The 12,080-nt window shown below is 51.2% G+C and carries 16 protein-coding genes; 10 read left to right on the top strand and 6 right to left on the bottom strand.

What is annotated here, in order from left to right; all coding sequences use genetic code 11:
- The 6 genes from B5F27_RS14595 to B5F27_RS14570 form a co-directional block, all read right to left on the bottom strand.
- The coding region (locus B5F27_RS14595; protein WP_206423013.1) for a lambda-exonuclease family protein at positions 1-593 on the bottom strand (593 nt) is incomplete at its 3' end.
- 86 nt (positions 594-679) lie between these two features.
- The gene (locus tag B5F27_RS14590; protein ID WP_087368831.1) at positions 680-1,615 is read right to left on the bottom strand and encodes a DUF932 domain-containing protein; all 936 of its coding nucleotides are present in this window, start codon (positions 1,613-1,615) and stop codon (positions 680-682) included.
- A gap of 108 nt (positions 1,616-1,723) precedes the next feature.
- Complete coding sequence (locus B5F27_RS14585; protein WP_087368830.1) at positions 1,724-2,209, bottom strand: hypothetical protein; 486 nt, start codon at positions 2,207-2,209, stop codon at positions 1,724-1,726.
- A 119-nt stretch (positions 2,210-2,328) separates the two neighbouring features.
- Entirely contained in the window at positions 2,329-2,607 is a 279-nt protein-coding gene (locus B5F27_RS14580) for a hypothetical protein (RefSeq protein ID WP_087368829.1), read from the bottom strand.
- Position 2,608: 1 nt separating this feature from the next.
- A complete protein-coding gene (locus B5F27_RS14575) occupies positions 2,609-2,971 on the bottom strand; it encodes a hypothetical protein (RefSeq protein WP_087368828.1) in 363 nt (120 codons plus the stop codon).
- A gap of 23 nt (positions 2,972-2,994) precedes the next feature.
- The gene (locus B5F27_RS14570; protein ID WP_087368827.1) at positions 2,995-3,756 is read right to left on the bottom strand and encodes a hypothetical protein; all 762 of its coding nucleotides are present in this window, start codon (positions 3,754-3,756) and stop codon (positions 2,995-2,997) included.
- 154 nt (positions 3,757-3,910) lie between these two features.
- Between B5F27_RS14570 and B5F27_RS17335 the strand changes: the two genes are divergently transcribed.
- From B5F27_RS17335 to cas5e, 10 genes are all read left to right on the top strand, one after another.
- Positions 3,911-4,066 (top strand): helix-turn-helix domain-containing protein, encoded by a 156-nt coding sequence (locus B5F27_RS17335; RefSeq protein WP_242962208.1) that lies wholly within the window; start codon positions 3,911-3,913, stop codon positions 4,064-4,066.
- The gene (locus B5F27_RS14565; RefSeq protein ID WP_343214646.1) at positions 4,050-4,406 is read left to right on the top strand and encodes a family 1 glycosylhydrolase; all 357 of its coding nucleotides are present in this window, start codon (positions 4,050-4,052) and stop codon (positions 4,404-4,406) included. Before B5F27_RS17335 ends, B5F27_RS14565 begins: the two co-directional genes overlap by 17 nt.
- Positions 4,403-5,047, top strand: a complete 645-nt coding sequence (locus B5F27_RS14560; RefSeq protein WP_087368825.1) for a DUF6198 family protein — start codon at positions 4,403-4,405, stop codon at positions 5,045-5,047. Before B5F27_RS14565 ends, B5F27_RS14560 begins: the two co-directional genes overlap by 4 nt.
- 437 nt (positions 5,048-5,484) lie before the next feature.
- Positions 5,485-7,137, top strand: coding sequence for a CRISPR-associated endonuclease Cas3'' (locus B5F27_RS14555; protein WP_144066543.1), 1,653 nt, complete (start codon positions 5,485-5,487; stop codon positions 7,135-7,137).
- Positions 7,095-7,763, top strand: coding sequence for a CRISPR-associated helicase Cas3' (cas3, locus tag B5F27_RS14550; RefSeq protein WP_158098262.1), 669 nt, complete (start codon positions 7,095-7,097; stop codon positions 7,761-7,763). Before B5F27_RS14555 ends, cas3 begins: the two co-directional genes overlap by 43 nt.
- Before the next feature lie 47 nt (positions 7,764-7,810).
- The gene (locus tag B5F27_RS16625) at positions 7,811-8,242 is read left to right on the top strand and encodes a hypothetical protein (protein ID WP_144066542.1); all 432 of its coding nucleotides are present in this window, start codon (positions 7,811-7,813) and stop codon (positions 8,240-8,242) included.
- Positions 8,229-9,875: a type I-E CRISPR-associated protein Cse1/CasA gene (gene casA / locus B5F27_RS14540; RefSeq protein ID WP_087368822.1), complete on the top strand. Its 1,647-nt coding sequence runs from the start codon at positions 8,229-8,231 to the stop codon at positions 9,873-9,875. The genes B5F27_RS16625 and casA overlap by 14 nt, the downstream gene beginning before the upstream one ends.
- A complete protein-coding gene (gene casB / locus B5F27_RS14535) occupies positions 9,875-10,468 on the top strand; it encodes a type I-E CRISPR-associated protein Cse2/CasB (RefSeq protein ID WP_087368821.1) in 594 nt (197 codons plus the stop codon). The genes casA and casB overlap by 1 nt, the downstream gene beginning before the upstream one ends.
- A 14-nt stretch (positions 10,469-10,482) precedes the next feature.
- Positions 10,483-11,556, top strand: a complete 1,074-nt coding sequence (gene cas7e, locus B5F27_RS14530; protein ID WP_087368820.1) for a type I-E CRISPR-associated protein Cas7/Cse4/CasC — start codon at positions 10,483-10,485, stop codon at positions 11,554-11,556.
- Positions 11,556-11,999 carry a type I-E CRISPR-associated protein Cas5/CasD gene (cas5e, locus tag B5F27_RS14525; protein ID WP_087368819.1) on the top strand — a complete coding sequence of 148 codons (444 nt, stop codon included), beginning with the start codon at positions 11,556-11,558 and terminating at the stop codon, positions 11,997-11,999. The genes cas7e and cas5e overlap by 1 nt, the downstream gene beginning before the upstream one ends.
- Positions 12,000-12,080: the final 81 nt, after the last annotated feature.

Raw genomic sequence — 12,080 nt, 5'->3', positions numbered from 1 at the left:
GGCGGCGGAGTCTCGCTCTGGACGTGCTGCCAGAAGTCCGCTTCCAGCTGAACCAGAAGGGCAATCACTTCCTCATCCCGGGGGATGAACTTCCAGCGGAAGGTGTTGCCTCCGATCAGGGCGGCAATGTACGTTCCCTGGTAGCCGGTCACCGCCATGTAGTGCTGTACCTGCAGAAAGTACTCGTCCGGGATGCCGTCCTCCCATTCCCCGGCCTTGAAAGCAGACGCCGTCTTGGCCTCGAAGATACAGGGGCCAAATTCAGGATGGACACAGGTGCCATCCAGGTTGGCCTGCATGAAAGGGTGTTCGTCACTCCGCAGAAGTTCCATCCGGTGTTCTACCTGGATGCCGGTGCGCTTGGTGAATTCCGTCCGCACCAACCCTTCCAGCTGGGTGCCCCAGTAGGCGGCTTCGCCTGCCTCCTGATCCGGCATTCGGCCGGTCTTTTCCATCCACAGCTCCACCGGGGACTTGTACCGGCTGATCCCGCAGACCACAGCGGCGTCCGATCCGCCGATCCCCTGCTTGCGGTAATCCAGCCAGTCCGTGTAGGGCATGGTTTCAGTGTTGGCAATTACAGTAAAGGACATGGTTTTTCCTCCTATTCACAAAGAAAGGCAGGGCGCATGAATCAGATTCACACGTCCCTCCCTATGGTGATACGCTGTTTCATGATTCAGGCAGCTGCCCGGACCATCTTGTAGGCCTTGTCAATCATGGGGTTACCCTCAATAGTCCGAAGGAAGAGGTTTTCGTTGTAGCTCTTGGTTTTGCGGATGGGGTCGGCATGGGTAGCAAAGTCGCTCACTGCGTTGATGAACCGGTAGCCATTCTTCCCCATGTCGGCCAGGTCCGGCGCGTTCCAGTAGCGCTGCTTGAGGTCTTCCAGCAGGCGCAGGTTGTTCTTCTTTTGGGTGTCGGACATCTCCTCACTCACCGGGAAGAAAGTCTGCATCAGGTCCAGAACCTTCCGGTCGGACAGCTTGATCTTGGCCAGCTCGTCCACACCCCGGCCCAGCTCACTCATGTAGAGTTCGGCCAGGCGCAGAGTTTCGCTGGCCTCCCGAACGCGGCTCATGACGTTCTCGGTATGCCGGGCCGCCCAGACACGGTTGGCGCTGTTCAGGGCCAGGTTCAGGGTGTTCTGGCAGACTACTCGGATGGGAGTCATGGCCACCTTCACCCCGCTGCTGCCGTCGTGGGAATTCATGATCACCAGGTAGGGTGCGATCTCGTCCCCCGCGATGATGTACCGCTGAGGCATCCGGGCCAGCATCCAAACCTTCCGGCCCATCTGCAGGGAACCGGCGGTCTCATAGGTGACCCCCTCGCCCAACAGTTCATCGGTGAACTGGAAAGCATCCTGATTCTGAACCACCTTGTAGCGGTCGGACACGATGCCCAGCACCCGGCCGTCGGTGCTGCGGACGTTGGCCTTGTAGCCTGCAATCCAGCCGCCGTCCTCGGTCTGGACATTGTTCTGCAGGACCTGCCAGTCCAGGCCTGCCCAGATCAAGGCGTCAGCGGAAGCGGGGGCTTCGGCCACCATGGTACCCAGACCGTGCCAGGGTTTCTCGCGGACATAAAACATGGTTTCGACATTGGCAGACATTGTAGTTTCCTCCTTATGAATCAAAGACAGTGAAATGAAAATGTGGGAAATGTGGTTTTTCCCACATTTCCCACGTTTGAAAGACGCATCATAGAAAAGCTAAGGTGCTCAGCGGTAGTAGCTCACCACTCCGCCGATGTAGACCGGCTTGCTCAGATCGGCATACCGGAGCCACCGGTCCAAAGGCTCCAGGATTTCGGTCTGGGCATGGTAAATATAGATGCTGTAGCGGTCCTCGTAGCTGTCGTTCAGACCGTCCAGTGCCAGGTCAAAAGCCGGTGCCACCTCGCTGCCGTTGAACACCGAAAAGGCCGTCTGGGCCAACACCTCGGCCGCTGCCTTGAAGCAGACATACCCGCGGCGGAAAAATCCGTCCCGCAGGCTGGGATTGAAGGTCAGGCGGCTGCCGGTGCGGGTGCAGAGTGGGCCCAGAAACTGGGCCAGTTCCTGGATGGCCTGTTCCCTCCAGGACGGGTCAGCATTCTCGGCATAGCTGCAGACCTGCTCATAGAACCAGTCGGGCAGGTGGCCGGCTTTGGCGTAGGACTCGGACTGGATAGGCTGCAGAGATACCTGGTAGACATAGCTGTGCATGGTGATTCCTCCTTAAAACATTTCTTCAAAATAGCCGTAAACAAAGAAAACCTCGGGGTCGTTCCCCGAGGCTTTCATGGATATAGTATGTATTCGATTTTGGATTCAAATCAGAAGGCTCACTCCTTCCGCTGTCCCAGCAGGGTTTTGATTTCCAGCATCTTGTCAAAGTCGCCGTCCTCCACAGCCTTCTCCAGCTGACGCAGCAGCGCATCCTGTTGCCTGGCCTGGGCCGCCTGGAATGCGATATCTTCCTGATAGGATTCCATCAACTTTTCCACCTGCGCATCTTTTGCGGTGGAAATGTTCTGCCGAACCTGCTCCCCTGCCATCCGGATTTGGTTGAAAATTTGCTGAATCTCTTCCCTTTCAGCCTGCTTGTCTTTGTCCTGTTTCATCTCAGTCCAACTCCTGCAAACAGTTTATCATCAGCTGGGCGGCAGACAAAATGCCCGGGGTCAGGTTTTCGGCGTGGCTCATCAAAAGATCCTCTATAATCTGGAGGACCTTCATCCGTCTTTCATGCAGAAGCTCTTCACTATGCATCGCCTTCTGCGTCTCAGCTTCCACCGTAAGCGCTGCAATTTCCTTTTGGGCTGTAATCAATGCCCGCTGGGTCTTGGCATCCTCTGCCTTGGCGTAGATTTCAACGCCAACCTGCAGGGCCGTTTGGAAAGCTTCCATTGCGCTGTTGACCGCCATCACTTCCGGCGGCATCGGAGCAGGCAAATTTGTGTCTTTCATAACCGTAAGATTGGACATGGCACCTTTCTCCTTCCCCTTGATTAAAGCCACAGCCTTTTCAGCGTTTGAACCAGCTCCTGATACCGCTTCGCGGTCTGGTCGCTGACTTCCTGCAGGCCAAGTTCTGCAATCTGGTACAGCAGGGTGTTGCTCTCCGCCAACACCGAAGCGCTCTGATTCTGGTAGGTTGTCTGGATGATCCGGAGCATTACCATTTCCTCTTCCTGCGCATCCCGAACGGCTTTGACCCGGTACTGGACCTGGTGGATTTCACCAATGCACTGATCCATCTCGGCCCGGAACTGTTTGGCCTTTTGGTAATATTCCTCTGCGATTTCCATCCGCATTTGGGCGGCGGACAAACCCATATAGGTTCCCACATTGAACCCAAAAGAATCCATCGACGGACAAGACGGCGCTTTCGGCTCCAGCTCCCGGCCCGAGGGAAGCTCCACCAGCGCCCCGGACGAAAGGGTCTTTCCGATCGTCCGGTAGACTTCTTCACGCTTCTCGCCAACCTTCTGCCGCTCCTGCAGCATCGCGTTCCAGTCTCGATGCATCCCGCCCAGGGCCTCGTGGTATCGGGTGTTGCTTTTGGAGACAATTTCCTCTGCTTCGTCCCGAACGGTATAGGAAGTGCGGGCTTCCTGCTCCGGATTCCCTTCAATCCGGTTCTGAATGTCCTGGGCCACCGTCTCGGTGATGTCATTGCCCAGCTCTGCCGACCATTGGACTACTTTTACCGGCAGGGAAACAATATCCCCGACAATATCCGCCAGTATAGCTAGATCATCTAAAAACATCTCCGGCCTCCTTTTCCTGTTCTGTTCCTGCGTGATGCCATGATTTTTTACCCTTGCACTTACTATTATAACTAATACAGTAATAATTGCAATATGTTTATGGAATAAAAAAGTACCCCATTCTTTCGTACAATGAGGACATGAGGTGTACGCCATGGAACATGAATTGGAACAGGAATACAAAAGGATCGGCCTGAAGATTGCCTACTACCGCAAGCTGCAGGGCTACACCCAGGAAAAGCTGGCCGACAAGCTGGGGGTGGCAGATCGATCCCATCGGCCTCCGCTACACCTTGAATCATCTGTATGACCGGTATAACAAGCCGCTGTTTATCCTGGAAAACAGCTCCGGATTTATGGACACACTGGAACCAGACGGCACCATTCACGACCCCTACCGGGTAGACTTCCTGCGGGCACATATCCAGGCCATGATGGCCGCCGTCATCCAGGACGGGGTAGATGTAATCGGTTACACCATGTGGGGGCCCATCGATATCATTTCTTCTTCCACCAGCGAGATGACCAAGCGATACGGCTTCATCTATGTGGATCAGGATGACTACGGCAACGGCAGCAAAAAACGGTACATCAAGGACAGCTACTACTGGTATCGGGATCTGATTGCCAGCAACGGAGCCAATCTATGAGCGCCGTTCTTCGCCGTGGGATTACCTTCTGTGCCGGTTTGATAATCCTGTGCTTCGGCATTGTCCTGAACACCAAGACCGGTCTTGGTGTTGCCTCCATCAACACAGCCCCGTACACCTTCAGCGAAGTGGAAGGGATCAGTCTGGGCACTGCTACCATGCTGCTCTATTTTATCTTCGCAGGTGTCCAGTGCCTGCTGCGACGTTCGTTGGGCTGGAAGATCATTCTTCAGATTCCCATGAGCGTCCTGATTGGCCGGATCGTAGATTTTTTCAACGACTACGTTTTGACCTTTCAGGCACGGAGCTTGGCTGATGGTTTCCTGCTGCTCTGCTGTGCCATTCCCCTTACTGCCTTCGGTACCACTCTGGTGGTGCAAACCGATCTCGTCCCTGCTGCCCCTGACGGAATGGTCCGCGCCTTTGGCGATGTAATGGGCTGGGACTTTGGCCGCGCCAAGTATACCTTTGATATCATCATGATTGTCCTTTCAGCCGGCTATGCTCTGATCCGCACCGGCCACACGGTGGGGATTGGCGTTGGTACTGTGGCCGCCGCTCTCTTTACCGGGCGGCTTTGTCAGCTGTTTGGCCGCCTGCTGGCACCATGGTTTCGATCCTGTTTGACCAAATGCGAATAATCCTGGACAGACGATTTGAATCGCTCCTATAAGCAACAAAAAGACCTCCTGTGGTGAGAAAAGAAACTACCACGGGAGGTCTTTGCCATGTATGACCACAGTTCCAACCGTGCAGCACTCGCCGGCTTTTCTTTCCTATCTTGTCCGAACACAGATCTTCGTCCAGACAGGTAGTGTCAATAGTTTACCTTATCGCAAGCAAACCTCATATATGAGGCATTTCAAAATAACAATTTGTCCCCAAGCCTCCATCACATCGACTGAACCAGTTGTTCTGATGCTTATAACTTCGTTTTACAAGAGGGTATTAAGTTATTCTCACCAACTTCAATTCTGCATCACATTATACTTCAACAAAAAAGGACTCGAAAAATTATGCAAATGAACAAAAACGTTAAATATATACATCCTATCGTCTTTGGTGTGTTATAATTATTTTGTTTATTTATGCAAAGCATTACATTTTGACAGGGGAAGCGATTTCATTGCACAATCTACCTCTTTTAATAAAATGCTTGGCCGGGAAATCAGATCCAAAGAATAGCGACCTTTGGCTTCCTCTTTGGATGCATTGCCGGGATACAGCAGACGTTTTCTGTTTTTTGGTACAGAATTGGCTCCCTGAAGCTACCCGTATACAGATTGGATTAGAAGAAGATCTATTGGTCCGTACTGCTCGTTTTTTAGGACTTGTACATGATTTTGGAAAAGCAACAGCCCTCTTTCAAAGCCGAATTTTAGCTCATATTCCTGAAGCGGCCGAACGGTTCAACGCTTTTTTCTCTCTACCGACAACATTTCGCTCCGGCAAAGCTACCCCACATGCCCGTGCCAGTGAAGCTATTCTTTTAGAGCTAGGTTGTCCCCCGTTTTTGGCATCCATTGCCGGAGCGCATCACGGAAAGCCTCAGGAAGAATTCTTAAACGACTCAGTCTTTGACCAAATAGAACTATATTCAGGTAATTACTGGGGAAAAGGGCAAAAACAACAATGGACTAAGCTTTGGGAAGAGCTTTTTCAATTTGCGTTAGAAGAAAGCGGATTCGAAGCTGTCGATGCCCTTTCTGAACCCTCCTTTTCTGCCGGACTTTTGTTGACAGGTCTTTTGACCATGGCCGACTGGATTGCCAGCAATAGCACCTATTTTCCGCTGCTCTCATCAGAAGATACCGGAAACGAAACTCTTTATCCAGACCGCCCTTACCGGGCATGGCGCACCCTATCTCTCACCAGTCCATGGGAAAGTGTATATTCCAGTATTGACCTCCATACCTTTCGGAAACAATTTGGTTTTGATCCAAATACAATCCAACAAGCTATCCTAGCGATTGCCAGCACTGCTTCTTCCCCTGGCATTTTTATTTTGGAAGCGCCTATGGGCGTTGGTAAAACCGAGGCAGCCTTGGCCGCAGCTGAGGTCCTCTCTCATCGATTCCACGCTGGAGGCCTATTCTTCGGTCTGCCCACACAGGCAACAACCAACGGCATCTTTGGCCGACTGAAAGATTGGGCAGAAACACAGTCACTGGAAATGGTACATTCCATTCGGCTGGCCCATGGTGCAGCGGAACTTAATGAAGAGTATCAGGAACTGTTTTCTGGTTCGGCTGTTACAGAAGAAGACTGTTCCGAAAATGGCGTACTGGTTCACCGTTGGTTTCAAGGCAACAAGCAGGCACTGCTAGCAGATTTTGTAATTGGAACCGTCGATCAGCTTTTGCTGGCCGCACTGAAACAAAAACATGTGATGCTCCGTCATCTCGGGCTTTCTGGGAAAGTCGTCATAATCGACGAATGCCACGCCTACGATGCTTACATGAATCATTACCTCGAACGTGCGTTAGCATGGCTGGGCTGTTATCATGTTCCGGTAATTTTACTTTCTGCCACCTTACCTGCCCAGCGCAGAGTTTCATTAATTCAATCCTATCTAGGTGCACAAGTCCCCGGGATCTGGCAGAAAAACCAGAGTTATCCTCTGCTCACTTGGACCGATGCTGGACAGATCAATCAACAAGCCATTCATCTGAAACAAGAAGAAAAAAGGTGTATTGTTTTACGATTGATTTTGACGAAATCCTTGATCTAATCCATCAAAAATTGCAGTTTGGCGGTTGCGCTGGCATTATTTTGAACACAGTCCGAAAGGCGCAGGAATTGGCGGCTTTGCTTCGTTCCGAATTGCCAGATTATACAATTTTCCTGTTCCACGCTCAGTTTCTCTTACCTGATAGAACAGAAAAAGAAAAACAGTTGCTGCATCGTCTTGGAAAACATTCCACCCCGGAACAGCGAGAAAAATTCGTCGTTATCGGTACGCAAGTGTTGGAACAGTCCCTTGACATTGATTTCGACTTTCTTATCACAGAGCTTTGCCCCATGGATCTCCTTTTACAGCGGATCGGAAGATTGCACCGCCATCCTCGCTTTTCTCGTCCACAGCCCCTGCAAACTGCTCATTGTGCAGTTTTGGATTCTTCTGATGGAACCTTTGATGCTGGAAGCCAAGCAATTTATAGCCGATGGCTCCTTTGGCGCACTCGAAAACTTCTTCCTCCAGTCATTTCATTACCCCACGATATTCCCTATCTGGTTCAGGATGTCTATCATTGGGAACCTGAGGATTGCCTGCCTTCTGATTCTGATTGTTTACAAGCAAAATTAGACTACGAGATCCTGCAAAAGGACAAAAAAACCGTGCTGACAGCTATGTAATCCTTTCACCGGAAGAAAGCCTGGAACTTACTTCTTTGGATGATTGGATGCATGAAGAAACCGCCTATTCCGATGCCTCTGCCCGTGCCGCCGTCCGAGATGGAGCCTCCTCTATTGACGTTTTTGTTATGGTACAGCACCGGGATGGAAGCGTCCACTTCCTTCCTTGGCAGCAAAATGGACGAGCTGTTCCCACAGACGAACCTCCTTGTCAGGAGGACGCACTCCAAATAGCCCGTCAAAAACTACGTTTGCCGGGTTATTTCAGTAAAAAGTGGAATATTGACCGGGTTATCCGGGAATTGGAGGATCAGAACCGCTCTTTTCTTGCTCCGTGGCAGCAGGCCCCGCTGCTAAAAGGCGAGCTTGTGCTCTTGTTGGACGAAAATTTAACTGCAAGCCTTGCCCAAACCTCGCTACGGTATAGTAGAGCCGATGGTTTGATCTACCAGAAAGAGGAGACAGATGAAGAAGATTGAATTTAATCTACTGGATGAGCCTTGGATTCGAGTTCTGTGTCCAGATTGTACCGTCAAAGAGGTATCTCTAACCGACGCACTTTTACAGGCTCACAATTACACCGATCTGGCTGGTGAATTGCCTACCCAGGATGCCGCTGTTCTGCGGCTTCTGCTGGCAGTACTTCACGCTGTGTTCGGACGTGTGGATGCCAATGGTCAACCCGTGGAGCTAAAAAACACGACCAGTGCTGTACGCCAGTGGAAAAGTCTGTGGCAGCCCGGCCGACTACCCGAAGCCCCTATCCAGAATTACCTTTCCAAATGGCACGATCGGTTTTGGCTCTTTCACCCAGAACGTCCCTTTTGGCAAGTACCAAAGGCTGAAATTGGCACAGAATACACCTCGGCCAAACTAAATGGGGAACTTTCTGAAAGCGGAAACAAGATTCGCTTATTTTCTTCCTATGCCGGAATTGGAAAAACAGAGCTATCCTACTCACAAGCTGCACGCTGGCTTCTCTACCTTAATGGGTTTGATGATACTTCTTCCAAACCCAAAGGCAAAGGATTGCCCTCTCCAGGTGCTGGTTGGATGGGAAAGCTTGGTCTCATTCAGGCAACGGGGAACAATCTCTTTGAAACCTTGCTTTTTAATTTGACTCTTCTTCGAGATGGTAGCTCTGCCTGGGGTCAGGAGAATCCCTGCTGGGAATACAATACACCGCATAACAAAGAACGTGTTTTGATCAGTTTGCCAGACAACCCCTCCGAGTTGCTCTCGCTCCAATCCCGTCGCCTGCTTCTTCATCGACGAGAGAATAAAGTGATCGGTTATTCTCTGCTCGGCGGTGACTTCTTTGACCGAATCAATGCATTCAGTGAGCAAATGACTGTCTGGCGTTCCAGTCAGGAAAAGAAGGATTCGCCTGTCGTTTACTCCCCCAAACGACACGACCCGACACGTCAGTTCTGGCGTGAGTTTCCCGCTGTATTTGATGAACATACCCGCCTCGGACTGCCTGTACACACACCAGGAATCGTGCGCTGGATTACCTTGCTGCAAAGCCCCAGCAGTCGCTGTTTGAACTCCAAAACAATGATTCGTTTCCAAATCACTGGCGTAGAGTATGGTGATAAAGATTTCTTCATCACCGATGCATTCAGCGATGAACTTTCTTTTCATATTTCCTTGTTGGATGAAATGGGCAAAAAATGGCGCAGTTATGTCACACAAGAGATTTCTCGTTGTGAACAACTTGCCGATGCCATCGGACAGCTTGCAAACGACCTTGCTATCGCCTCCGGTACGCACACCACAACAGCCCACCAAAATGCCAAGGAACAATTCTATTTTCAGATTGACCAGCCTTTCCGTCAATGGCTCTATTCCATCGACCCCGGCTGGGACGAAGACGAAACCGATGCCAGCCTTTCGGACTGGCAGACACAAGCGCAAAGAATCGCCCGTAAACTGGGCAATCAGTTATCGGAACAAGCTGGACCCGCCGCTTTTTGCGGTCGGTCAGTAAAAAAATCCAGCGGCACAGGGAAAAAAGCAGAAACCGTCTCGGTTTACTACGCATCACCTAAAGCATATAACAACTTCTTATACCAGGTCCGCAAAATCTATACAGGAAACGGAGGAATATAATGGCAGATCAATCCATCCAATTCATTCGGGACTATCTCTCCCGCCGATTAAAGCAATTGGAAAAAATGCCCGAACACCCTCAAAAAGCTGCACTCGCTAATCTGCGGCGAGGTATCGGCCATCCCCCAGGCGATTTACCCGAACTTTGGGGTATCTTTTTACAGGATTTCCCGGCAGAACTAGAAAGTCAGACCGGCATTCCAACTCAGGCTGAATGGGCTGTTTATCTGACCTTAACCCTTTATGCCCTGCATCAGCAGGGTCACACGTTACCCAACGATTCCATGCATCGGGCCGGTGTACGGTTCGGTCAGGCGGTTCGTTCCCTTGTGAAACCCGAAGAATCACCCGAGGAAAGCAGCATCCTTCGGCGCTTCAATGCACTGGCAACTGCCAGCACAATGCAGGAGCGTTCTCAGCATCTGCGTGGTATCCTTCAGTTGTTGCGCGCCGAAGGAATACCACTGGATTATATCCAGCTTGCCGAAGATCTTTATTGGCTGCAAATCCCCTCTGCCGCCCCACAGGTACGCCTGCGCTGGGGTCAGGACTACTATTCTTTCCAAAGAAAATCCGATCTGGAAAAAGTATAAAAAGGAGAACCAAGATGAAAAACAAACGTTTTTACATCGACTTTCATATTTTACAGACCGTGCCGCCCAGTTGTGTCAACCGCGATGACACCGGCAGCCCCAAAACCGCCGTCTATGGAGGTACTACCCGCGCCCGCGTTTCTTCTCAAGCGTGGAAGCGTGCAGTCCGGTTGATGTTCCGCCAGGAGCTTCTTCCGAACGACCAGTTGGGTGAACGAACCAAAAAAGTTGTAGCTATGGTTGCGAATGAAATTGCCGCCCTTACGCCTGAATCAGATTCCTTGAAACTCGCCACTGCCGCGCTGACCAATGCCGGACTGAAAATATCCGAGAAAGATTCGGAATCAGATGCCCTTTTCTTTATGAGTCACGACCAGGCCAAAGCCCTCGCGGAATTGTCTGTTGCTGGCGAATCCGATAAGAAAGTCTACAAATCTGCGTTGAAACAGTCGCCTTCTGTGGATATGGTCCTGTTTGGCCGAATGGTCGCCAGCGATCCATCCCTTAACTACGATGCTGCCGCCCAAGTTGCCCACAGCATTTCCACTCATGCAGTGCAGAACGAATACGATTATTTTACAGCTGTTGATGATTGCGCCCCCGAAGACAATGCCGGTGCTGGCCATTTAGGAACCATAGAATACAACTCCGCCACTCTGTACCGCTACGCGACTTTAAATGTTGCGGAACTAGCCGACCATTTAGACCAAGAACAGGTTCCGACCGCCATCCGTGCTTTTGCCGAGGCATTCATTCGCTCTATGCCTACCGGAAAGCAGAACACTTTTGCCAACCGCACCCTGCCTGATGCCGTTTACATTACCCTTCGAGAAGATCAGCCGGTCAACCTGTGTGGCGCCTTTGAACGAGCAGTTCCTGCTTCTGCCGAGGGATATGTTGAACCTTCCAAAGATCGTCTGACCAGGTATGCCCGCCAGTTGTACCAAACTTACACAGACGCCCCTACCGAAGCCTATGTCGTGGGCTGCGGGTTGGAAGATCTCGCCCGGCCTGCTCCGCTGAATGCAGTCCTGGACGCGCTGGAACAATCCATTCGGCAGCATCTGGATGAAAACGAGGTGGTCTGATGGCTACGCTTTTGCTGCGTCTGGCCGCGCCATTGCAGTCCTGGGGCATAGACTCAAAATTTGAAACGCGAAAAACCAATCGGGAACCCACCAAAAGCGGTGTGGTTGGTCTTTTGGCAGCGGCTCTGGGGCTGCGACGAGATGAGGAAGCCCTTCTCCAGCAGCTGAACACACTGCGCTTCGGGGTACGAGTGGATCAGGAAGGTTCCCTTCTCATGGATTACCACACAGCCAATAACCCAACTCCTGAGGAGATTCGTTCTGCTAGGAAGGACGAAAAAAAGGTCACTGCCCCCTATGTCACCAAGCGATACTACCTTTCCGATGCAGTTTTTCTGGTAGGCCTTGAAAGCAAGGACACCGATTTTTTGCGCAGCCTCGAGCATGCCCTCACTCATCCAGTCTATCCGTTGTTTCTAGAGCAAACCCAGAAAATAGAGTGAAGTCACCGCCGCACTGTACAGCAGTGGTATGATAAATGTGGAGATGATGAATATGCTTCACAATGAATCACGGAACTTATT

Origin of the sequence: Faecalibacterium sp. An192 (assembly GCF_002160175.1) — a bacterium.
GTDB lineage: Bacteria > Bacillota > Clostridia > Oscillospirales > Ruminococcaceae > Faecalibacterium.
Note: the sequence above shows the minus strand (reverse complement) of the source record. Positions and strands in the feature narration are given on the sequence as shown.